Raw genomic sequence first — 21,153 nt, 5'->3', positions numbered from 1 at the left:
GACCACGATGAGCACTAAGATTAGGCTTTTTGCGTCCTCTCGTCTAGACATCAATTAGATTGTTTAAAGCTAGTTACTAGAAACATGTTTATGTTCTGCAACAAGCCCGCATAAGATTTAATCTGATAGTCTGCCAAATCGTGTTGGATTTTGTTAAGCTCATTCATACCAACGCCACTCGTGATAAACGTCTTCAGATGAACAACATATTTCGCAAGAATGTGCTCTAGAGCCTGTTGATCAGATCAGGGATCAATCTCAAACGCTTCTTTCCATTTTTCCCAAAAGCTGGGCTAATCAAAAACACATCCAAGAGCTGTTTTAACTCGTTTTGGTTTTTTGAGTCGTTGCCGAGTTTGATTTGACACTGTTTCTGTAAGAGCTCGATTTGTATTCGTATGTAAAAGTAATCATCAGGAAGTTCATGCCCTTGTAATTGTGTCAAAGTCAACAAAGTTCGTTCGTAGTCTTCTTGGTAGTAAAACATCACAGCGGTATTATACAGTACCTGGTAAAAAAGATTTTGATGGACATTTTGATGTTTTAATGTAAAATGAATTATCAGTAATTTCTCGTACGGCTTTTCAAAGTATTCGCTCTCCAAAAGGATCGATTCATCAAATAATTTATAACCACATCCCAATCTTCTTTTGAAAGATGATCGGAGGTGCCTTGGGTGTCAATTTGTACTGCAGTGACAATAATAGATAATATGAAGTGACCCCCTAGATTGTCGACTCGGGGATTTAGACTGATAATGGTGTTGTGTTAAAACGAACCATACAATCATTACCCCATGACAATAGGAGGTCACTCACATGGAAAGTATAGTTTACGTCGGGATGGATGTCCATAAAGCCACTTACAGTCTATGCGCGTTAGACAAAGCAACGGGTGCGCTCTTAGCTGAGACCCAGTGCGCTTCAGAGCCAAAATTAGTCGAAAAATTTATTAACGGATTAGCTGAAGAACTGGAATCAGACACAAAATTCGTGACCGGGTATGAGGCTGGTATTTTAGGATATTCACTCTATCGTTCACTCAAAAACTTAGGCATTGACTGTATCATTCTGGCACCGACAACGATGTATAGTTCCGCTAAGAACAAAATGGTCAAAAATGATTCAATGGACGCGCGAATGATCGCCAAGAATCTTGCAGCTAATACGTATTGTGCCGTTTATGTCCCTGATGAAGCGGATAACGAGGTAAAAGAATTCATTAGACTACGTAAAATGATGAAAAAGGACCTCATTAGAGTGAAACAGCAAATCGGCATGTTCCTTCTCCGTCAAGGATTGAAGTGCTCAGCATCCAAGTGGACGCTGGCCTATATGGATTGGCTAAAGAAAGTCCCATTGTCTCCGGTATTACGGTCAGTGCTTGACGAAATGACGCTGCAGAAATCTGAATTAGAGGAAAAGATTGCCCGCTACGACCAGACCATCGAGACGTTTGCGAACAGTGAACGTTACACCAAGCCCATTCACGCGTTGACAAGTATGAAGGGATTTAAAACCACAACAGCCATGACCATCCACATCGAGATTGCGGACTTCAAACGTTTCAAAACAGCTAAAGCGTTTATGTCTTACGTTGGGCTAAATCCGTCAGAACATTCAAGCGGCGATCATACCATCAAAGGGGGGATTTCGAAGCAAGGTAACAGTATCGTCCGCACAACCATCATTGAAGCCACACAGGGATTGGTCAAGGGCAGCATTGGGTACAAATCAAGAGCCCTAAAAGCACGCCAAGCAGGACAAGAATCAGCCGTTATTAGCTATGCCGATAAGGCAGGCGCTCATCTTCATCGCAAATTCACGCGGATGCTTACTCAAGGAAAATCATATAACGTGGCAATCGCCGCAGTCGCCCGAGAACTCGCTGGATTTATCTGGGGTATGGAAACTGGCAATATCAACTACTGATCACCAAAGCGCAATTGAGCCCGAAGATTCAAACAACAAAGATGACAGCAAGAAGTATCAAGGACTAAAGCGTCACGATATTGTCGCTGGTAGCAACAAGCGTCAGAATTCAACGGTCTGGCTATTTACGAGCGTTCTATTTTGGCACAGGCTCGCCCTGGGTATGGCCATATCTAGAGACAAAGAGTTTGTGATCCACGACTATAGATTAGATTCTAAAGCCTTCGACGGGACCATTAACCTGGGGTAGCCAATCCCCGTATAACAGAGTGGTTAAATGTCGAGAGACAACGGAATTCTGGAGCTTGTTAGTGCCAACGACAATATCGAAAATCTTATAAAGATGGGGTTGACAGGGGTCACTTCATAACAGAACGCAATTTGAACAAAATGTTACGAGTGGTTAAGAACTTCTGGATCAAGTTCTGCTTGAGTCGTTGCAATTCTCCGATCTTTTTTTGCAAAGATAACTGTAGAATTTTCTGGTCAAAATCACGCTGAGGTAAATCAGCGTCATCAATATGAGATCGGTTCCTTTTTTCGAGAAGTTCTAAAAATTCTGTTGGTTCAACGCAGATATTACGGAGAAGTTTGAAGAGATTTTCAGCAGAAATTTCCGTGAGCCCGTTTTCAAGCTTCGAAACCGTACTTATGTTTAAAGGTTCAGATATATCCGAAATGCGAAGGCCCCGCTCCGTGCGAATCTCTTAAAAAAGTTGTCCCAATTCACAGTCTTTCAATATACTCACCCTTTTTCTAATTTTATTATAATCAAACGGATGCGATTATGGTAAAATAATTTTAATTTACGCAAATATTGTAAATTTGCTTGTTTGCCTTGGTAACATCTTTCGATGATGATGAAGCCTTTGTAAAATCACTCTTTGGGATGCTGTTGGGAGCATCTTTAGTGATCACACATTCCGTGTGGGTGCCGGTTATGATGCACGTAATCTTTAACTATTTGTCTAGCAATATTAACAAAAAATCATCAAGGAGTGATGCTGAATGACCTTACTGCGGATAGATCACGCAAAAAAAGTTTACAAGAAAAGGACGGCTATTTCCGATGCCAACATGTCGTTTAACGGAAAAGGACTGTATCTGATTGCAGGACCAAACGGAAGCGGTAAGACGACTCTTTTGGAATCAATCGTTGGATTGAGACGGCTAAGTTCGGGAAGCATCGTTGTTGAGCCGAATACTGCAAAAATTGCCTTCTTGTTTCAGGAAAACAATTTGAGGAAGCTAAACACAGTTCGCGAAGAATTTCAACTAGTTTTGAAGCTCTATCAAAGAAACATTTCCGAGCGGCAGGTGGCTGATCAATACCATCTAACCGAATTTTTAGATACACGTACTGCCAATTTATCAGGCGGTACTAAACGCAGAGTTTTAATTGCCATGACTCTGATGACAGAGGCTCCCATAGTCATTCTAGATGAACCCGCATCTGGACTAGATACTTTTAATCGGAAGGAAATTTGGAACCTGATTAAGCAATATGGTAAAAACCACCTTGTAATAGTTTCGGACCACTATCTAAATCAAGCGGCCGATTATTGTGACTTTGTATATATGCTACACGCTGGGAAAATCGTTGAGTCTGGTTTAATTCCAGAACTTGAAAGCCAGCTGAGAAAGTTCGTTTATACACCAATTGATGTCAATCAATTGCGGCCAATCGAGAGGGATCTGAAAGAACAAGGAATTGATTATATCTCGAGGTCAACAGGTAAAAACTTTTATTTGTATACAGATAGCTCTGTAAGAACCTCAAATATCTTGAATAACCACCATGTGAGCATACACAGTCTTACATTCGAGGATGGTTATCTCATGTATACCGGAGATGACGTAAATGAGTAGGATTGATAAATACACACCATTTCTAAAAGTCGAATTAAAAGCACTTTTCCGAGAACATACGTCAATGTTCTTTATGATTATTGTTCCTATTGCATTAACTGTTGTCTTTGGCGGAACCTTTGGTGATAGCCCGACTATCTTTGGCAAAAATGTCCTAGGAATTGACACGGTAGTTCCGATAAATGTTGTTTTCCTTTTAGCCAACACAGGTTTGATGGGAATCTCAATTACTATTTCAGACATTAAAGGCCAAGGTGTACTTAAGAGGTACATGACGTACCCAGTTACTTACTGGCAATATTTTCAATCATTATTTGCCGCATTTCTGGTCGTTAGCATTATTTCAACTGCGATTTTTGGAGGGATGAGCTTTGCAATATATCATGCGATATGGCGCATGAATGTGGGGCAAACGCTATTGTTTATATTTTTTTACTTCCTAACTGCATTGATTTTCTTCTCACTGGGATATTTGATTTCACTATTTATCACATCATCCAGGACTGCTAGTTTAGTCACCTCAGGAATTTTCATGATTTTTATTTTTACATCTGGCATTGCAATTCCCACAGACTCATTACCCGGATTCGTCCAGAAATTTGCACATGTCTTTCCAATGTATCACTGCATCCAAGTCATGCAATACCTTTGGGTGGGCGATTTCGAATTATCTAAAATTGGCAATAACATTGTCTATGTGTTGATATTGAGCGTCTTAATGGTGATCGTTTTGAAAAAGGTGAGAATACAGTGGGACTCAAAATAACTGTTATCAATCACAGAAAGATTTCAGAACCACAGCTAATCGATGATGCAGATTCTTTGAACCATCAAGAAATGCTCGACCTAGTTCTCGCACCATCCGCTGAATTGCCCTTATTCATTGGTAATTGCGGGTATTCTCACGTGATGGGATTCATACTCTGACCAGCAATTCATTGATATTGTGGACGCATTGTGGACGCATACAGCGAACGCATCGAAGTTAAGCGAATTACCGTGCACGGTCTCCGTCACTCGCATGTGTCGCTGTTGATCAGACTCAATGAAAATCCACTCCAGATCAAAGAACGTTTGGGGCATAAGGACACAGAAACGTGCTCGGCAAATATGGTCATCTATACCCCAACAGCCAACTTTGAAGTCGCAAAAAAACTCAACGGGATATTCTCCAAAGGGGTGCCCGATGAGCCAAAATAATTTAAAAAGGGTCAAAACTGTGCCACCGTAAAATTGATGGTGCTAGAAACGTTGATACCCCAGGAAGGTTGCAGAATGTGCCGTTGTTTCCGGAAAATAATGGGTGCTTAGTCGAAATGTTTTCCCATTCATGTTGGCATGCTAATCGTTTCGTTCCTGATTCTCCGGCACGCCATGGTCGAGAATGCGATCCATGACTGCTGCCACGCTGCCGGCATAGGCCATGCCGAATTTGTCGAGATGCACCATTAAGTAATACAACCGGTAAAAGTCGAGTCGAAATGGGTAGCCGGGTTCAAGTGGATAGGTTTCTTGGTAGCCGGCGTAGAACTCTTGGTTGAATCCGCCAAAGACAGTGGTGACACCGATATCCAGTTCGCGGTCACCATAAACTGCGGCGGGGTCAATGAGTGCCGGCTGACCGTCTGCCGTGAACATGTAGTTGCCACCCCATAAGTCACCATGGAGTAAGGATGCTTCGCTGTGATGCTGGCTGAGGGTCTTGCTGATAATGGTGCGAACTTGGTCAAACGTTGCTTGATCGTCGGCCTGCCACAGGCCTTTTTTCAGTATGTGAGCGGCTAGTTTGTCGAGACGTTGGTGAATGAACAAGTCCGCCCACGAATCGGTCCAATCATTGGAAAATGATACGCTCGTGCCGGCGTATGGATAGTCGAAGCCGAAGCGGCCGGCGGGTTCGTGATGCTGATGCAGGTGGGCGACAAGCCGCCCGAGTTCACGTTGCGAGCCATGGCCACTGGTCAAGAAGCTCAATAATAGGTAGCCATCGCCTTCGATGCTGCCGTTGGCGATAACGCGTGGCGCTAACACCTGTGCGGCTTCAAAGGCTTTTAAGCCGGCGATTTCCCCGGCATAGAAGCTGGCGGGGTAGCCAGGTTGAACGAGCAGAAAGTAAGGCTTCTCGGAGGTATCAACCCGATAAGCTTTGTTGACATCACCTCCGCCAACCGGGGTGATCGAGGTGATATGATCTAATGGTAATTGCTTGGTCCAAGCTGATGTAAGCATGCAAGTATCTCTCCTCTCACGGGCATCTCCGACGGTCATCGGTGGAAAAAGATCGATAAACATTGGGTCTTTCAACGCCAGACGATGCTCTAATGTCACCTTAAAACATTTTTGCCGCTAATGACAATGATTCAATCATGTAACAGGTGATAAACGAATCGTTGCGGGTCATCCAAAAAGCTGCGGAGGAAAGTGATGTGCTCGATCTGGTCGTATTGAATGGGTGCAAGCGTGTCACCCAAGGCCAATAGCTGCGCATCAGGGTAGGCCATTAGAATAGGCGAGTGGGTGCTGATGATGAATTGAGCTCCACCGGTTACCGCTTCATGAATCAAAGCTAGCAAACTCAGTTGATTTTCCGGGGTCAATGGAGATTCGGGTTCGTCTAGCAAATATAGGGCGTTCGCGTGTAAGCGGGCGCGAAATAAGGCGAGAAAGGCTTGGCCGTGTGATAGGGTGTCTAAGTCGACTTTATAAAGGTGGCGGACTTCTGCCAGTGTATTCAGATACGGCAGACGTTCCAGACTTTTGGGCGCCAAGTGTTCAAGCTGATCCTGGGCATATTTGATGCGGCCGCGGGTGGCGCGAATGAATGAAATGAAATCGTCGGCGCGGAATAAAAAGCCGGACTTGGTGCGATAAGTCCACGTTAATTTTAACTGGTGCGCCAATGCCCGGCTATTGTCGTATTCAGGATCATCTTCGAGGGACGCGCCGCTCATCAAGATAGCGTTGTAGTTGGCGGCGATCGCGTTTAGCAACGTTGATTTGCCGCTGCCGTTATCACCGGTCAAAATGGTCACCGGCTGCGTCAGCTTTAGTTCACGGAAATGCGCTTGCCAAGGGAGGTTGAATGGATAGGATGTTGCCTGAAGTGGCGGCGTATATTGAATTTTATTCAGTAGCATGGCAAGCTCCTAACTTCATTTACCTAGACTATGGCAGCGGCTGATACCAACTTAAAATTTGCTTAGCTAAGTCAGCTTTCATGTAGCGGGACGTAATCGTTTGATCGCTATTGCCTTTTCGCACATGAATGTTTAAGTGCGCAACGCCGCGCGGTTTCATCCAGATGGATTGCGCTAAGCTCATCGCTTGGATGTCTTTTTTCCGGACATAGTAGCGCTGCCGGGTCCAGACTTCGCCGACTTGGATGACGAGTTGATCTGGCGGCGCAATGGCGATAGCAGCGTTTGTTGCGGCGTATTGGCCTTGGAGTGCCATGATGAGCAGCCATAGCCCGCCAATCGGTAGCAACCAGACCCACCAGCTGACGTGCAGCCACAAAACGCTGGTTAAAATAATCGGTGCGACAATAAAAGCGAGATTCCCTAGTACCATATTCCGCACATAGTACCAGCGATTTCGCACCGGAATCGGTTGCAGTTCCGGTATTGCTGTCGGCAACCAGCTAATGAACTTGCGCATGTCCGTCATGGCCGAGCGTTGCCGGATCACCGGCATTAGAACCAGATCATTATTTTGCTCGTCATCAGCTGCACCTGAAGCCAGCAACGCCTGAACGGTGGTGAGATGAAACCATTGGCGGAGAATGCTTTGTTTAAACCGGACTGCCTGCACGCGCGAGAGACGGGCGCTGACTGTGTTGGTTTGGAAAAAGCCGCGGCTGGTGCGCAGTTCGTTACCGGTTCGAACGAGCGTGAAGCGATAATATTTTTGCAGGATGTTCAAATAAGAAACAGCAAATCCCAGCACTAAAACGATAATGCTTAAGCCGATCAGAAGATAAATAGCTAAACCCGTGATGGCGTGTTCGGCTTGCTGATACCAGCTATCAGGTAGGTATTCCTGAGCCTTGTCCAACACCCAAAGGATCCCGGTGATGATGGGGATGAAACCAAGCGATGTGAGCGCATATTGATTAAGGTCGTGGGAATTGATTTTATAGGCAGCGTCCGGAACCGGTTCCGTGTTGACGACGCGTGTCTGGGTGGTAGCGTCAGCATCAACCGATTCAGCGGCAGAAGATGTTGTTGGTTCTGCGCTAATTCCTTGGCGATAGCGATTGATGGTGTCGGCAACGGCTGTCGGCACAGCTGCCAGTTGGCCTTCCGCTTTTCTGGTTTCTTTTCCGGCAGTTTCGATGGAGACCTGTTCCAGCCTAAGTGGCTTCAGGAAAAACCATTGCTGGCGCTGGACGGTTTGAATCCGGTCGTACGGAATATGGTTGGTCTTGCGGATGAACACCCCGCTTTGAATGGTTAAGCCATCAGGTGCTACTGAATAGGTGAAACGCAAATAACGCAGGATTGACCATCCGAGCATTAAGGTGACGCTCCCAAGAATCAAGGCTAGCCAAAACAGCAGTTCTTTAAAACTCATTTTGGAACCGAACATCGAAAATAAGCCACCGACAAATATTGGCCATAAAGCGACGACATTTTTGACCCATAGTATCAGTAACGCGACAGGCGCAAGGTGGTGCGGTTGTTCATTCATCGCGCGCCTCCTGTGCCAGCTTCAAAATCTGGGTCCGCAACTGATTGGCAACGGATGCCGTTACCCCGTCAATGACATGGGCCGTGCTGGCGGTTTCGATGTTGACCTGTTGCAGTTGTTGCCACCGGAGAAGCGGTCCCTGTTCCAACGTCACATTTTGAATGCGAGCAATCGGGATCGCTTCATTTTTACGGAAGAAGAACCCTTTTTGAAGGAAAACTGCGGTCGGCGTGATGTTGTAACGCAGGAATCGATAGCGATAAGGCACGAGGGCCCGCCGGATAATATATTGCAGCACCGTTAACCCGATGACACCAAAACCTAGCCATGAAGGCCAATGCCAAAAAGAACTGGCGATGAGCAAAAGTAAGCCGACAACAAAAAAAATGAAAGACCAGATGAATATATCGGCGCGCCAGACAAATTTGATGTTGGCTGGCAAAGCATGTCCCGTTTCGTTCATTTTTTCGCCTCCGTTTTCGTCAGGATAGCAGAAAATGGCGACAAACGAAACTGTTGTTGTCATAAAAATGAACTTATCACGGTGCTTTTGTCACACGAGTTAGATTGAAGCGAGTGCGTGCGTTTTGAAATGGCTGTCGCTTAACCATAACGCGTTCGCCAGCCCAGAAACCTGCGTGTAAGGACCTCAGGCGCAATGGCCTAAGCCCGGGCCATCACGCCCAAGGCCGCTTACACTCCGACTTCTAAGCGCGCTGGTTCACGCTCACACTAAAAAAGCCCACCTATCTGCGGCAGCAAAGATTGCTGGCAGAGAGGCGAGCTTGTTAAAATGAAACAGCAGAAGCAGTTGGCGCCGTTGGTTCAAACAGTCGGCGCATAAATGAATTCGATCAACTGCTTTTTCATCGCAACGTTGATGCCGTTGATGGGCTGCTCAAGAATCTTTTGGTATTCTTCGAGAACATCATATGGCAGCGGCGTGAGTAAGTTGAGATCGTCAATGACATCACTGACGCGGTCGGTGGTGCTGAGATCAACGAAAATATCGATCTTGTTGAGGCAGTCGATTAATAAATCGGTCATGCCGGCATCAGGCTTGCCGCTTTGGTCGGTGACGACAACCTGCAGGTGATTGACTTGTGCATGATCGATCTGGATAAACTTTAAAGCCGAATAGATATTCATTGGCACACCTCGTCTTAACTGACAGAATAGCATCGTGGTTCATTACACCAATTTTAGGCATTTCGTTAAACTTTTACAAGCTGGTTGTATCCTGTGGCAATCCGTTCCATAATGTGGGCGACAAGGATTATTGTACTTGTGGGGGTGAAATATGGAGCTTAATATATCTGCACAGGCAGCAGCCCGACTGGCGCCGCTTTTACACGCAGATCGGGTGTTGGTTTTGGATTTGAATGATGGCATCGGGCCATACTCGCGGCAGTATCATGATACATCGCAAGCTAAATTCAGTCTCCTGATATTGCCACGCCGTAACGTGCCGGATGTATTTGATGCGCACCTTGATTCCCCAGTCGGACCGGTTTTAATCAAAAGCTATGCGGCCGGGTTTTTCGATTCGAAAACCGAGTTAACCGTAAGTGGCGATGAGTTTACACTTTTGCGCGGGAAGCCACGACTCAATCCGAAGGTCCCGCTCAAGTTTGTGTAACAAAACAGGCTTTTCTGTTATGATATTCCCAGCAACTGTATGAGGCAATCACAGTTAAGGGGGAGTTGTCTGTGGACCGGACATCACTAAAGAATCAAGCCAAGGCGGAATTGAATCCCAACTTTAGCTATTATCTGCGCATTAGTTTACCGGCATTACTATTGATGGCATTCGCGACACTTGTGCCGTTTCCTGCTGTTCATGAAGCACATCGCGGGACGTGGCATACATGGCGGATGATGGCGCAGAGCGGATCGTTCACAGTCACAGGCGGCCACGTGAACGAATACTGGCAGATGTGGCAGTCAATTGTTATCTTTTTGAGCCTGTTGGGTGTGTTACTGATGATTGGCGTCATGTTTGCGATGATCGATGGTCTTCGCGGCCGGTCGGATCATCAGTTTAGTTGGATGCAGATGTTCAAGATTTTTGAACGGGGCGAATATTTTCTGGGCAGTTTGTTGATTGGTCTGTTGCAATGGGTCTGGATTTTCCTGTGGATGTTCTTGCTGATTGTCCCGGGGATTGTTAAGGCGATGGCGTATTCACAGGCGCAATGGATTTATCGGGATGCGATCGATAGCGGCCAACCGATCGGCTATACCGAAGCCGTGACCCGCAGCCGAGAGTTGATGTTTGGCCATAAGTGGGATTACTTTGTGTTATTGCTGAGCTTTCTGGGTTGGTGGCTGTTAGAGTTGATTACTATGGGGCTGGCTTCCATCTGGGTCATCCCGTACCGCAGTATGACTTTGGCGAATTTCTATCTTAAATTAACGGAAGAACAAGCTTAATACCGCAGTAAAATGCAAAAAGAAAGCAAAATCGGCTTTCTTTTTTTTTCAGCAAAAGATACCGCTTGCGGTAAGTATTGGTATACTGTATATAGTTTTAAAGCCGGATGGGATCGGCGGTTTGCGGGTCTTGTCCACAACGACACGATGCGTTTACGACAATAATGGGGGTACATGTGATGAAGAGACGTTGGTTACTTGGTGTTGCCACTGCATTGATGGTCTTGTTGCTGACTGCATGCAGTAGTGGCAGTTCGGCGCAGAAAACCTCTAAGGGTCCGGTGACGATTACTTTTTGGCACCGGATGACCGGTAATTACAACAAGGCGTTGGAAGGGTATATCAAGACGTTTAACAGTAGTCAAAAGCAATACAAGGTCGTTGCAACATCGCAGGGTTCGTATGACAACTTGCAGAAGAAGTACCTGGCATCGGCGAAGTCCAAAACCTTACCGACGATTGGGCAGGTGACGGATACGATTATTCCGGAATACGTCCATGACGGGATGCTGGTCAACATTGATAAGCAGGTAAAATCCCAATTTTCCGCTGCTGAGCTGAAGTCGATTTATCCCGGCATTGCCACGAATCTGAAGTATCAGGGCAATTATTATCAGATTCCGTTTGCCACTGGGACGCGGTTGATGTTTTATAACAAGGATATCCTGGAAAAATATCACCTCACTGTGCCGAAAACTTGGGAAGAATTGACCAAAATCGGGCAACAGCTTAAAGGTGATGGCATCACAGGCGTCGCGTTTAATAAGAGTTATGATTTTGAATTTGAGACATTAGCGTATGATGCCGGCAATCGCCTGATTACGCCGCAATACAAGGCGAAGATTGACACGCCAGCTAGCATCAAAGCGATGACGGCGATCACCAGCATGCTGCAGGATAAGACAGCTGTCACAGCAGGATTAGATAATTACTTCAATGTACCATTTGTTCAAGGCAAAATTTTTGCCGGCTTCGGCTCTAGCGCCACGATTCAGCAGATTGCATCAACGGCACCTAAGAGCATGCACTGGGGGACCGCTGTGATGCCGAGTTTTGATGGCAAATCCAGTTCGGTTCTGGGAAACAATGGGATTTCTGTTTTCAAGGGTGCCTCTGCGGAGCAAATCAAGGGCGCGGTTAAGTTCATGAAGTTTCTGATGAGCACCAAGATTCAGACTCAGTGGGCTAAAGCCAGCGGGTACGTGCCGGTTGTGTCGACTGCCACGAAGTCAAGTGACTATCAAGCCTATCTAAAAGCCAACCCGAACTACCAGGCCGCGGTCGATGCTTATGATGATGCGTTCTCGTCAACACCATTCATCGGCTATAACACTTACCGCAACAACCTGTTGGATGCCGTTGACCAGACCGTTTCCAAAAAGGCCGAGCCTAAGACCGTGCTAACCACGCTGCAAAAGCAAGCCGAAACCATTTCGAAAGATAATCGTTAATTAACCAAAAGAAAGCAGGCGCGTCCATGACGACATTCAAACGGATTTTAAAACGAACCCTTATTTACAACGTGCTGGTACTGGGCTTAGCGGTGCTAATGACGTTTGGCTATGTCGGCTATCAAGACGTCACCGCTGGAAAAGGCTACCTTGCCTTGCGCTACCTTTTGCTAACGGCAGAGTCCGTGGTCGGCGGCTTTTTCCTGTTCTTCATCGTGGTGAGTCTGGACACATGGCGCGAACATCGGGAAAAGAAGCGGAAGACAAAATAATAGATTGTCGTGCCAAACTCCGCAATCTCCGGCCAGATGAGGGATGGCGACCGCGAAGCTAGAGTGGTGGGCACGACTTTGAGCCTCAGCAAAACCGGCTGAGGCTCAAAGATCGGCCTCATTGTAGGCGGTAAACCGCCAACAATGATTTCACCACTGAGCCCCATCTGGCCTCCGATTGCTACGCTTTGGCACTGACGTTTTAATAATTCAAACCAATTTCCTAGGAAAACTAAAAGCGGACATACTCCAGTTATTGTTGAGTATGCCCGCTTTTGTATTGTGGCCGTGAATTATGATCCGGCTTCATTTTTATCTGTTTATGAGGCTAATTCAGTTAAACCCGGTTCAAGTAACGCTTCAGGAATTCCTTTGTCGCTGTTTGTTGCGGATTGCCGAAGATTTGATCCGGTGTGCCGGACTCGGCAATGATGCCGTTGTTCATGAAGACGACGCGATCGGAAACATCGCGAGCGAAGGCCATTTCGTGGGTGACGATGATCATGGTCAGGCCAGTGTGGGCTAGGGCCGTCATCGTGTTCAGGACATCATCAACCATTTCCGGATCCAGCGCACTGGTCGGTTCATCAAACAGGAGCACTTCTGGATCCATTGCTTCGGCGCGGGCAATGGCGACCCGCTGTTCCTGCCCGCCGGAGAGCTGATCCGGTTTTGCGGCAATGAAGGGATCCATGCCGACTTGTTTCAACAGTTCCAACGCGTGGGTTTTGGCGGCAGCAGCGTCGCGTTTTAAAACGGTTTGCTGCGGCACCATCACATTTTGCAAGACGGTCATGTTGTTGAACAAGTTGAAGCTCTGAAACACCATGCCGACTTTGGCGCGATAGGTGCTTAACTTTACGTCTTCACCTAGAATGCTTTTGCCGTGAAAAAGAATATCGCCGCCAGTTGGGGTTTCCAACAGATTGATGTTGCGCAGCAGGGTTGACTTGCCGGAGCCACTGCGACCGATGATTGAAACAACTTCGCCGGCTTGGACGTTAAAGTTGATGTCAGTCAGGACTTCGTGGTTCCCAAAACTCTTTTTGAGATTTTTAACTTGGATTAATGGTTCGTTTGCCATGATCTAGTCCCCCTCTTTTGCGGTGCCGATTTTCGGCGTTTCAACCTGCATTTGATTGTTCATCACGTTGTAGTCTTTGGGTCCGTCGAGATGTTTTTCGATGAGCCGGAAGAGGCGGCTGATGGTGAAGGTCATGATGAGATAGATGCCGCTGACGATCAGATAGGTGTGGAAGAACTGGAAGCTTTGTCCGGCAATGGTTTCGCCGCTGAAGAACAGTTCGGAAACCGAGATAACCGACAGCACCGAAGTATCTTTAATATTCACAATGAACTCATTCGTGACCGCTGGCAGGGAGTTACGAACCGCTTGCGGCAGGATAACTTTCATCATGGTTTGTAGATGCGTCATGCCCAGCGCACTTGCTGCTTCGAACTGTCCTTCATCAACGGAAATAATCCCGCCACGGATAATTTCAGAAATGTAGGCGCCAGTGTTAATCGAAACAATCAAAAGCGCTGCGGTGGTGCGATCCATGTTCAGGTGCCAGGCTTGGGCGGCGCCATAATACAAGACCGCTGCCTGAACAATCATTGGCGTGCCACGGAAGACTTCGATATACAAGGAAAGCAGCCAATTGATAACTGCCCGCAAACCGCGCTGTCCCAACTTCTTGGGTTTTGGCGTGGTGCGAATAATCCCGACTAACAGGCCGATGATGAAGCCAACAAGAGTGCCGACCAAGGCCAGTAACAACGTCATACCGGTACCACGCAAGAGCATCGGCCCATACTGTTTCATAATGGCCATGAACCAGTTGCCGCTCTTTTCGGTCGAAGGCTGATTATCGACCGCCTCATTCATCAGGCGTGCCCGATCTTTTTTGGAAATCGTAGCGAGCAGTTCATTGATTTTAGCTTTATTGGGATCGTTTTTCCGCAACCCGATTGCCAGGTTGGTGTCGCTGGCATCGGTTTTAAATCCCTGACCCTTGGCAAAATGGATATACATCAGGTTCGGGTTGGCGCGTTCTGCCGTGATCCCTTCAGGAACTTCGGAAACGTAGCCGTCAATGGTGCCAGACTCCAAGGCCACCCGCATTGCCGGGAAATCGTTCATGGCCGGTTCCTTGACGACCCCTTTGATTTGGTTAATGGCCTGATAGTGATACGTACTGAGCTGCGCTGTCACTTTGGCGCCTTTAAAATCAGCAATGCTCTTGGCTTTTGCATATTTGCTGTCTTTACGGACGACCATGGTCAGATTGGAAATGTAGTACGGATTGGTAAAATCAATCGTTTTGCGCCGATCCGGTGTTGGTGACATCCCGGCGATAATAGCATCGATTTTGCCGGAAGTTAAAGCAGGCGGCAGGCCATCCCAAGAGGTTTTGACCACGACGACTTTCTTGTGCAGTGCTTTGGCGACTTTCCGCGCAATCTGAACATCGTAACCATTAGCGTATTCATGACTGCCTTGAATCTTGACCGCATTATTGGCATCTGTGTTCTGCGTCCAATTGAACGGTGCATAGCCGGCTTCCATACCGACTTTGAATGTGTTGTCATCGCTCGCAGCATTGACTGGCTTAGCAGCAAAACCGCCAAGCAGCAGACTCAATACGAGCCCCAGCACACCCAAACGTGCAACCCAGTGTTTTTTCATAAAATGACATTCTCCCTTCTTGTAGTGGGAAATAGAGCTGGAACCAAAAAATCGACCTTTATTGAACAAGCAATAAAGGTCGATTCCATCGATTTTAGTCATAAACCAGAATCATAGCGCCCCGAAGCAACCTGCTTCGACAGTCCATGAGTTATGCGCTCATGGCCCAATGCGGATCGTCCGAACACGGCCCGACATTTCGGCGGCGGCACTTACGACTGGTTCAACATGATCCGGCACTCCCCAGTTTTCGTTGCCCACCGCAACCTCTATTTCTTGGTGGTGTATTTAAATGTCAAAACCGAGTGTAGCGGAATGGGAGGTGGATGTCAATTGGATGTGAGCGTGAATTGGCGCGGTTAGAAGGCGGTGTGTAAGTGGCATAGGCGTGATGGCCGGTTTTTGGCTATTGCGTCTGAGGTCCATACATACAGACTTCTGCGGCAGTGAACACGTTATGGTGGAAGAAGTTTATATTAGCAGGCATACTTACGAGAAGCATTTTTGAACCGCTGTCAAAACATAGAAACAAAGGCTAAGACATTGTTAAGGATGTGCAGCGCGATGCTATAGCGTAAATCCCCAGTCAGCGCGTAGACGGAACCAAATAGCCATCCCATGGTGCAGTAAACCAAAAGATTGACGGTGAAATGAGGTTCGTGAAGCAAACCAAACACGAAGCCAGAGACCAAGACAACGAAAATTTTGCTCATAATAGTGTTCTTGTTGAAAAAATAGTTAAAGAAAATGCCGCGCAATATAAATTCCTCAATAATTGGTGCCGCTAATACAGCGTCAACACTGGCTAATAATGGCGCAGTTCGAATGAATTTGTTAACAAGCACCTGATTCGTGGCATTGTCCGCGTTGAAAGGCGTGAGAGATTCAACACACAGCAACCCGAAGAGAGACGCAACCCCAATGAGAAATATGAGTATGTTCTTTCTCGAAAGTGGTTTTAGGCCATAGCCATTTGGATTAAAACGTTTCAATTGCCGGAAATATAGCCAATGAAGAAACCAAATGAACGCCCCTTTCAATATTAGTTCAATCACTAGAACTTCATATTGGTCTTGCTGCAATTTGCTGATTGTAAAAAAATCATGGAATTCAGTTAAGATATCAAGCAGTAAGATGCCTGTGAGGAGAAGAGAGTGCTTTAGCAGTGAACCGCCAATGGATATTATTTTCCCCAATTATCTGTCCTTTTTTAGACTTTTGAATGCTATAAAAACTGGACTACATAAATACGCGCCCATTGTAACAATTAGCGTTAATGGTTAACAAGTTTAAAAATAGGCACAGACTAAAAATAAAAACATACAGATTAACAAATGCAAAGCGCAGAAAAATATTTCGATTTTGAAAAAATGACAAAACGTGTTAAATTTGTCTAATAAACTTCTCATAAAAAGAGGCGGGTGCTGATGGCGGAGGAGCCTGTCAAAGTCGGGGCCTATTTACGGGCGTTGCGTCTTGAGGAAAATGACTCATTGGAAGAAATTGCGGCGGGGATTACGACGGCCGCTACTTTGTCACGCTTTGAACGGGGGGAGACCCAGCTCAGTGCAGCCGTTGTTTTAAAACTGTTAACGCGCTTTGATCAAGATGTTGAATTGATGCAACAAGGCTATCGGGCATTGAATCCGGAGAATTTTTTCCAACAGGTTAACCGGGCCACGGTTGCCGGTAAGTCAGCGTTGCAGGTGTTAGCGCAAAAGCAGTATCGCTTGTGGCGACAAACCGGGCTGATTTTTTACCGACTGAATCAGATTAATATTCTGGCCCACAATGGGTATACGGATCCGAGTTTTCAGACAACACCACAGATGAAAGCCGACGTTATCAAGTATTTGAAACGGATTCGGTACTGGGGATTGTATGAGCTTGATCTCTTTGCCGCCACCTTGGTGATCTATGATCATGAGCAACTGATGAGTTTGGTCATGGAGCTGGTTTTGGACTGGCCGGATGTGAAGGGCCATCCAACCCGGAACCAGTATCTGTGGGCGATTTTGACGAATAGCATCGCCTTGCTGATTCATCGTCGGGAGTTTACGGATGCTGTGCGGCTGCTCAACGTCGCCAAGAACTTACCCATTCCGGCCGATGATCTCTATGCCCGGATCATGTTGCGCTATCAAGAGCACCTGCTGACCTATCATCGCGGCCAGCATCGGGCGGCCAAAATGGCGGTTAAAAACTTACTGGCAACGCTGGCGTTATTGGACTCGCCGTTTTTTGCCCAATTGTTGACGAAAAGTTGGCGACGATTCCTGAAGGAGGAGGCGCAGGCAAAATGACGATCGGTGAACAATTCAAACGATTGCGTAAAGAACGGCGGCTGACGTTAAAAGAAGCCGCTGGCGACATTGTTTCGGTATCAAGCCTTTCAAAATTTGAAAATGGCACCTCACAGTTGGCCGCCGATCGCTTTTTCCTATTGCTGGATCGATTGAATCTGGACTGGGATGCGTTCACGCCTTCACGCTCGGATGCACCATTACCATTTTTGCATCGTTATCTGGTGGCGGCACAGCAGGCAGATGTTCAGGCGCTGGCAGGTATCTTACGCCAGTTGCCGCTGGCGAATACCAATCAACGGTTGCTGTTGCATTTGACGCTGCATAACCATGCACCGGAACGCTTTTCCGTGTTGGCCCGTGAACGTAAACAGGCGTGGTCGTTGTTGACGCATACAACGGAATGGTCACTGTTGTTGCGGCTGATCGCGCTTCAATTAACCGGCATCATCGCGATGAAGGATTTGGAAGGACTGATCAAGGCCATTGCGAACCAAGTGCAAACACCGAACACACCACAGGATCATTTGAATCTGGCCAATCGCGCGTTCTTGACTGCTTCTCTTCGGTATATTGCGGCAGGGCAACTGGACAACGCGCAGGAAACGCTTGCGTTAATTCGGCAGGCCACAGTGGGCGACATGGGGATTGAGTTTCAGATTGCCTGCACTAAGCGTTTAGTGATGATTTATTCACCGGATAAAAGCAGGGCAGCGCGCGGTTGGCAAGAGCTTGCTCAACTGAAGGCAATATTGAATGAGGTGGCGGCATCGGACTGGACAGCAAGTTGGCTGCCGGCTTTGGAGGCGTTAGCTGAGGCAAAGCGGTGTGGTAAGGAAGCCTGACTTTGCTTTTTGGAAAGTTCGGATAGTAGCAGTTTGTAACGGACTCGCGATCAGCGGAATTAAGTTGATTGTGGATCCGTTTTTTGGTGTGTTCCACGTGAAACGTCGTGAGTTAAGAAGGAAAACTGTTTTTTTGACACGATAATAGGTTCGCAGTCAAAGAAAGTACGCGCCACCTTGTGGATCCTTGATATTGATTCGGACGACCTTCAATAAGTACCGCAGCCACTGTTCTTGTGTCGGTTGGTCCAAGATATGCTCTAAACTGATGGCCTGTTGGCATAACTCGTATCCGGCTGTGGTTTGACCAATGACGGCTTGGTACCAGCCGCGTAAAAATAAGAGGAGAGCCGAGTTTGAAAGGTCGTTGGTGTCATGTAAAATTTTTTCGGCAGTGGTGAGGACTTTTTTGGCATCGGTTAAGTGGCGTGTGTTGATGAACACGGTGAAGGCGGAGAAGAGCGTCTGAATCCGCAGATTGCCGATTTGATTGAAGGCGCGATATTTTTCCGAACGCTTCATCGCTATTGGCAACAAGTTTTGAATGGTTTCAGCAGGTAAGGCGACCATGAGATGGCGGAACCAATAAAGCTCAAAGTAATTCCAGGTTTCGACCGAGTAGAGATAGCTGACCAGCGGCTTGGCGCGTTCCTGCAATTGGGCCATGGCGTCGGTCACATTTTTGAATGGTGATGGCTGGTCAGGGGGCTTGACGCGATCAATCATGGTTAGGCGGAAAATCTGGATGCTGATGAGTTCAAATTGGGTTTGGCGGTTGTGGTCGTGCTCGTACCGTTTCTGCCAAGCCTTTTCCTGTTTCAACAAATATTGATAGTCGGCTAGCGTGGGATTTTCAAAGCCAAGCCGGTCCTGATTGGCGATGACCTCTTCGAAGTCGCGGTGAACTAAAGTGTTGTAAACAAACCGCGTGTGAGCCGAGGGTGGGACGGCGCCTGCCTGGAGATCGCGAATGAAGACGAATTCTTCCACCGAAATGTTGATGCGAAAGAGCAGGTGACTCAGGCGGGCAAAGCTGATATTGGAGTGGCCTTGTTCGAACTTACTAATGAAAGCGATGGAATTATGTGCATCGGCCACCTGTGCCAAGGTCAGATGGTGGTTGCGCCGGAGTTGGCGGAAGACGGCGCCGTCAGTGGGATTGATTTTTTCTACCATAGTGGAATTTCACCTCGCCTTGAGTGTAGCCTGCTTACACTCAAAGTACAAACCAAGTAGGAATCGAAAATGACATGCTTGGCTGCAGGGAGGTAGCAACATGCATGAATATTTCAATAATCGGGGTTATCGCGCCATTTTAAATGCCAGTTTGTTAAGCGGGATTGGCGATAGCCTGTATAACATCGTGTTTATCATTTACGCGGCCACGATGCCGTTTAAAAGTCTGGCCGTCACATTGGCAGCGATGGCAACCACTTTGCCGACGATGCTGTCGCTGGTGACTGGCAGTCTGGCCGATCGAACCCAGGCCAAAACCAGTCATATGGTGGCTACGCGTATTGGCCAAACGTTACTTTTCCTAGGGTTGGCAGGGATGATCCTGCTGCCTGCCAGCTTGCCATTGTTTTTGCTGTTGCTGGGCATCAACATACTTTCTGATACCCTGGGGCAATATGGGAATGGTCTGGTGCTGCCACTGTTGCATCGACTGATTCCCGCTAAAGAACTGAACACGGCGATCAGTTTTCAAAGCGCGACCGGTACGACGGTTCAAATGGTTTTTCAGGCGGTCGGTGCAAGCCTGATTGTCTTGCTCAACCACAATTATGCGCTGTTTGGCGGGCTTAATGCTGTGACTTTTTTACTCGCAGCTTGGGTTATAACCCGGGAAAAGAGTCGCCTTAAACAGGCAGAGCCGCCAATCGTGACGCATGCGCATCAGCCGATTCTGAAGGATATTGGCAAGGTGCTCAAATTTTTGGCAACCAACCGTTTTCTTTTGGCAGTCATTGTTTTCGCAATGTTTGTCAATACACTGGGCTCATCGGTGGACGGCTTAATGTCGGTTTCGCTGGTCCAGCAACCCGGCATGTGGCTGCGTGATTTTGGTACGACAGTTGCGTTGTTAAACATTGTCTTCTCGGTAGGGCTGATTTTAGGCGCACTGTTTGCGCAGGATGGCCTGCAGCGTCTCAGTACGTTCAAACTGCTGAGTCTTTTGACAGCGGCGATGATCGGGCTCAGTTTTAGTTTCTTCCTTTTCCGCTCGCTTGCTGCCGTCATGGGATTCAGCTTCGTGACGTCCTATCTCATGGGAAAAATCAACCCGCGGGTGTCGACGGTGATGATGCGGCTTGTTCCTGAACAGCAGATGGGGACAACGGCAGGAGTTGTTAACCTAGTGGCCCTTTTAGGTATGCCGGTCGGTCAAGTGGTGTTCTTCACATTGGCAAATGTCGTGAGCGCTGCGGCAAGCTGGATGCTCATGGCGGCGCTGTCAGCTGTGTTATTATTAGTGCTTTTATTGGTAGGCACGCGCATTGCCGACCCAGTCTTTACCGATTCCGAAGGCCAGTCAGAAAAGGCCTAGTCAGGCTTTGAATTAATTGGTATCGACCAATATACCAATTTCCATAGATACCAATTAGAAGTGCGTACTGAATGTATGCGCTTCTTTTTTTAAATTTCATTTTAAGTGAAAATGCTTGCATAG

At 47.1% G+C, this 21,153-nt stretch carries 22 protein-coding genes, 1 pseudogene and 1 riboswitch; of the genes and pseudogenes, 12 read left to right on the top strand and 11 right to left on the bottom strand.

Features of this window, described 5'->3' with window-relative positions; all coding sequences use genetic code 11:
• Positions 1 to 226: 226 nt before the first annotated feature.
• Positions 227 to 490, bottom strand: coding sequence for a hypothetical protein (locus LHUE1_RS14355; RefSeq protein WP_342633171.1), 264 nt, complete (start codon positions 488 to 490; stop codon positions 227 to 229).
• A 328-nt stretch (positions 491 to 818) separates the two neighbouring features.
• Here LHUE1_RS14355 and LHUE1_RS05045 point away from each other — a divergent pair, with 328 nt between their 5' ends.
• Complete coding sequence (locus tag LHUE1_RS05045; RefSeq protein ID WP_138132191.1) at positions 819 to 1,931, top strand: IS110 family RNA-guided transposase; 1,113 nt, start codon at positions 819 to 821, stop codon at positions 1,929 to 1,931.
• Between the two features lie 359 nt (positions 1,932 to 2,290).
• Here the strand turns inward: LHUE1_RS05045 and LHUE1_RS05040 are convergent, their stop codons facing one another.
• The gene (locus LHUE1_RS05040; protein ID WP_277848313.1) at positions 2,291 to 2,635 is read right to left on the bottom strand and encodes a helix-turn-helix domain-containing protein; all 345 of its coding nucleotides are present in this window, start codon (positions 2,633 to 2,635) and stop codon (positions 2,291 to 2,293) included.
• 125 nt (positions 2,636 to 2,760) lie between these two features.
• On the opposite strand from LHUE1_RS05040, the gene LHUE1_RS14350 reads away from it, so the two are divergent.
• The 4 genes and pseudogenes from LHUE1_RS14350 to LHUE1_RS05025 all read left to right on the top strand — a co-directional run.
• Positions 2,761 to 2,943: a CPBP family intramembrane glutamic endopeptidase gene (locus tag LHUE1_RS14350; protein WP_356948113.1), complete on the top strand. Its 183-nt coding sequence runs from the start codon at positions 2,761 to 2,763 to the stop codon at positions 2,941 to 2,943.
• Positions 2,940 to 3,800, top strand: a complete 861-nt coding sequence (locus tag LHUE1_RS05035) for an ATP-binding cassette domain-containing protein (RefSeq protein WP_277848303.1) — start codon at positions 2,940 to 2,942, stop codon at positions 3,798 to 3,800. The genes LHUE1_RS14350 and LHUE1_RS05035 overlap by 4 nt, the downstream gene beginning before the upstream one ends.
• Complete coding sequence (locus LHUE1_RS05030; RefSeq protein WP_049169379.1) at positions 3,793 to 4,566, top strand: ABC transporter permease; 774 nt, start codon at positions 3,793 to 3,795, stop codon at positions 4,564 to 4,566. Before LHUE1_RS05035 ends, LHUE1_RS05030 begins: the two co-directional genes overlap by 8 nt.
• A 224-nt stretch (positions 4,567 to 4,790) precedes the next feature.
• Positions 4,791 to 4,973 (top strand): annotated as a pseudogene (locus LHUE1_RS05025) (site-specific integrase); the annotation flags it as partial.
• A 168-nt stretch (positions 4,974 to 5,141) separates the two neighbouring features.
• Here the strand turns inward: LHUE1_RS05025 and LHUE1_RS05020 are convergent.
• The 5 genes from LHUE1_RS05020 to LHUE1_RS05000 form a co-directional block, all read right to left on the bottom strand.
• The gene (locus LHUE1_RS05020; RefSeq protein ID WP_049169380.1) at positions 5,142 to 6,029 is read right to left on the bottom strand and encodes a fructosamine kinase family protein; all 888 of its coding nucleotides are present in this window, start codon (positions 6,027 to 6,029) and stop codon (positions 5,142 to 5,144) included.
• Between the two features lie 131 nt (positions 6,030 to 6,160).
• Positions 6,161 to 6,937 (bottom strand): AAA family ATPase, encoded by a 777-nt coding sequence (locus LHUE1_RS05015; RefSeq protein ID WP_049169381.1) that lies wholly within the window; start codon positions 6,935 to 6,937, stop codon positions 6,161 to 6,163.
• A 28-nt stretch (positions 6,938 to 6,965) separates the two neighbouring features.
• Positions 6,966 to 8,489 carry a PH domain-containing protein gene (locus LHUE1_RS05010; protein WP_049169382.1) on the bottom strand — a complete coding sequence of 508 codons (1,524 nt, stop codon included), beginning with the start codon at positions 8,487 to 8,489 and terminating at the stop codon, positions 6,966 to 6,968.
• Positions 8,482 to 8,952 (bottom strand): PH domain-containing protein, encoded by a 471-nt coding sequence (locus LHUE1_RS05005; protein ID WP_049169383.1) that lies wholly within the window; start codon positions 8,950 to 8,952, stop codon positions 8,482 to 8,484. Before LHUE1_RS05005 ends, LHUE1_RS05010 begins: the two co-directional genes overlap by 8 nt.
• Positions 8,953 to 9,314: 362 nt before the next feature.
• On the bottom strand, positions 9,315 to 9,638 hold the full coding sequence (locus LHUE1_RS05000; protein ID WP_010490443.1) for a hypothetical protein: 324 nt from the start codon (positions 9,636 to 9,638) through the stop codon (positions 9,315 to 9,317).
• Between the two features lie 151 nt (positions 9,639 to 9,789).
• On the opposite strand from LHUE1_RS05000, the gene LHUE1_RS04995 reads away from it, so the two are divergent.
• From LHUE1_RS04995 to LHUE1_RS04980, 4 genes are all read left to right on the top strand, one after another.
• Complete coding sequence (locus LHUE1_RS04995) at positions 9,790 to 10,128, top strand: iron-sulfur cluster biosynthesis family protein (RefSeq protein WP_049169384.1); 339 nt, start codon at positions 9,790 to 9,792, stop codon at positions 10,126 to 10,128.
• A 71-nt stretch (positions 10,129 to 10,199) separates the two neighbouring features.
• Entirely contained in the window at positions 10,200 to 10,922 is a 723-nt protein-coding gene (locus LHUE1_RS04990; protein WP_049169385.1) for a DUF975 family protein, read from the top strand.
• Positions 10,923 to 11,101: 179 nt separating this feature from the next.
• Positions 11,102 to 12,373 carry an ABC transporter substrate-binding protein gene (locus LHUE1_RS04985; protein WP_049169386.1) on the top strand — a complete coding sequence of 424 codons (1,272 nt, stop codon included), beginning with the start codon at positions 11,102 to 11,104 and terminating at the stop codon, positions 12,371 to 12,373.
• Positions 12,374 to 12,399: 26 nt separating this feature from the next.
• Positions 12,400 to 12,645 carry a hypothetical protein gene (locus tag LHUE1_RS04980; protein ID WP_049169387.1) on the top strand — a complete coding sequence of 82 codons (246 nt, stop codon included), beginning with the start codon at positions 12,400 to 12,402 and terminating at the stop codon, positions 12,643 to 12,645.
• 337 nt (positions 12,646 to 12,982) lie between these two features.
• Here the strand turns inward: LHUE1_RS04980 and LHUE1_RS04975 are convergent, their stop codons facing one another.
• The 3 genes from LHUE1_RS04975 to LHUE1_RS04965 all read right to left on the bottom strand — a co-directional run bounded on the left by LHUE1_RS04975 (position 12,983) and on the right by LHUE1_RS04965 (position 16,530).
• On the bottom strand, positions 12,983 to 13,729 hold the full coding sequence (locus LHUE1_RS04975) for an amino acid ABC transporter ATP-binding protein (protein ID WP_049169388.1): 747 nt from the start codon (positions 13,727 to 13,729) through the stop codon (positions 12,983 to 12,985).
• 3 nt (positions 13,730 to 13,732) lie between these two features.
• Entirely contained in the window at positions 13,733 to 15,334 is a 1,602-nt protein-coding gene (locus LHUE1_RS04970; protein ID WP_049169389.1) for an ABC transporter permease subunit, read from the bottom strand.
• 106 nt (positions 15,335 to 15,440) lie between these two features.
• Positions 15,441 to 15,614, bottom strand: a riboswitch (Lysine riboswitch).
• Positions 15,615 to 15,849: 235 nt separating this feature from the next.
• Positions 15,850 to 16,530 carry a CPBP family intramembrane glutamic endopeptidase gene (locus LHUE1_RS04965; RefSeq protein WP_049169390.1) on the bottom strand — a complete coding sequence of 227 codons (681 nt, stop codon included), beginning with the start codon at positions 16,528 to 16,530 and terminating at the stop codon, positions 15,850 to 15,852.
• 231 nt (positions 16,531 to 16,761) lie between these two features.
• Here LHUE1_RS04965 and LHUE1_RS04960 point away from each other — a divergent pair, with 231 nt between their 5' ends.
• On the top strand, positions 16,762 to 17,637 hold the full coding sequence (locus LHUE1_RS04960) for a helix-turn-helix domain-containing protein (protein WP_049169391.1): 876 nt from the start codon (positions 16,762 to 16,764) through the stop codon (positions 17,635 to 17,637).
• Positions 17,634 to 18,482 carry a helix-turn-helix domain-containing protein gene (locus tag LHUE1_RS04955; RefSeq protein ID WP_049169392.1) on the top strand — a complete coding sequence of 283 codons (849 nt, stop codon included), beginning with the start codon at positions 17,634 to 17,636 and terminating at the stop codon, positions 18,480 to 18,482. The genes LHUE1_RS04960 and LHUE1_RS04955 overlap by 4 nt, the downstream gene beginning before the upstream one ends.
• Positions 18,483 to 18,638: 156 nt before the next feature.
• On the opposite strand, the gene LHUE1_RS04950 is transcribed toward LHUE1_RS04955, so the two are convergent.
• Positions 18,639 to 19,658, bottom strand: coding sequence for a helix-turn-helix domain-containing protein (locus tag LHUE1_RS04950; protein ID WP_049169393.1), 1,020 nt, complete (start codon positions 19,656 to 19,658; stop codon positions 18,639 to 18,641).
• A gap of 100 nt (positions 19,659 to 19,758) precedes the next feature.
• Here LHUE1_RS04950 and LHUE1_RS04945 point away from each other — a divergent pair, with 100 nt between their 5' ends.
• Complete coding sequence (locus tag LHUE1_RS04945; protein ID WP_049169394.1) at positions 19,759 to 21,030, top strand: MFS transporter; 1,272 nt, start codon at positions 19,759 to 19,761, stop codon at positions 21,028 to 21,030.
• The last annotated feature ends 123 nt before the right edge of the window (positions 21,031 to 21,153 follow it).

The organism is Lacticaseibacillus huelsenbergensis (assembly GCF_029726355.1).
Lineage (GTDB): Bacteria > Bacillota > Bacilli > Lactobacillales > Lactobacillaceae > Lacticaseibacillus > Lacticaseibacillus casei.
This window is presented reverse-complemented; position numbering and strand designations above follow the sequence as displayed.

What these genes read in the sequence shown, in the direction of transcription:
- LHUE1_RS05045 (WP_138132191.1), top strand. Translation starts at nt 819, where the DNA reads ATGGAAAGTATAGTTTACGTCGGGATGGATGTCCATAAAGCCACTTAC.
- LHUE1_RS05035 (WP_277848303.1), top strand. Translation starts at nt 2,940, where the DNA reads ATGACCTTACTGCGGATAGATCACGCAAAAAAAGTTTACAAGAAAAGG.
- LHUE1_RS05030 (WP_049169379.1), top strand. Translation starts at nt 3,793, where the DNA reads ATGAGTAGGATTGATAAATACACACCATTTCTAAAAGTCGAATTAAAA.
- LHUE1_RS05020 (WP_049169380.1), bottom strand. Translation starts at nt 6,029, where the DNA reads ATGCTTACATCAGCTTGGACCAAGCAATTACCATTAGATCATATCACC.
- LHUE1_RS05015 (WP_049169381.1), bottom strand. Translation starts at nt 6,937, where the DNA reads ATGCTACTGAATAAAATTCAATATACGCCGCCACTTCAGGCAACATCC.
- LHUE1_RS05010 (WP_049169382.1), bottom strand. Translation starts at nt 8,489, where the DNA reads ATGAATGAACAACCGCACCACCTTGCGCCTGTCGCGTTACTGATACTA.
- LHUE1_RS05005 (WP_049169383.1), bottom strand. Translation starts at nt 8,952, where the DNA reads ATGAACGAAACGGGACATGCTTTGCCAGCCAACATCAAATTTGTCTGG.
- LHUE1_RS05000 (WP_010490443.1), bottom strand. Translation starts at nt 9,638, where the DNA reads ATGAATATCTATTCGGCTTTAAAGTTTATCCAGATCGATCATGCACAA.
- LHUE1_RS04995 (WP_049169384.1), top strand. Translation starts at nt 9,790, where the DNA reads ATGGAGCTTAATATATCTGCACAGGCAGCAGCCCGACTGGCGCCGCTT.
- LHUE1_RS04985 (WP_049169386.1), top strand. Translation starts at nt 11,102, where the DNA reads ATGAAGAGACGTTGGTTACTTGGTGTTGCCACTGCATTGATGGTCTTG.
- LHUE1_RS04980 (WP_049169387.1), top strand. Translation starts at nt 12,400, where the DNA reads ATGACGACATTCAAACGGATTTTAAAACGAACCCTTATTTACAACGTG.
- LHUE1_RS04975 (WP_049169388.1), bottom strand. Translation starts at nt 13,729, where the DNA reads ATGGCAAACGAACCATTAATCCAAGTTAAAAATCTCAAAAAGAGTTTT.
- LHUE1_RS04970 (WP_049169389.1), bottom strand. Translation starts at nt 15,334, where the DNA reads ATGAAAAAACACTGGGTTGCACGTTTGGGTGTGCTGGGGCTCGTATTG.
- LHUE1_RS04960 (WP_049169391.1), top strand. Translation starts at nt 16,762, where the DNA reads ATGGCGGAGGAGCCTGTCAAAGTCGGGGCCTATTTACGGGCGTTGCGT.
- LHUE1_RS04955 (WP_049169392.1), top strand. Translation starts at nt 17,634, where the DNA reads ATGACGATCGGTGAACAATTCAAACGATTGCGTAAAGAACGGCGGCTG.
- LHUE1_RS04950 (WP_049169393.1), bottom strand. Translation starts at nt 19,658, where the DNA reads ATGGTAGAAAAAATCAATCCCACTGACGGCGCCGTCTTCCGCCAACTC.
- LHUE1_RS04945 (WP_049169394.1), top strand. Translation starts at nt 19,759, where the DNA reads ATGCATGAATATTTCAATAATCGGGGTTATCGCGCCATTTTAAATGCC.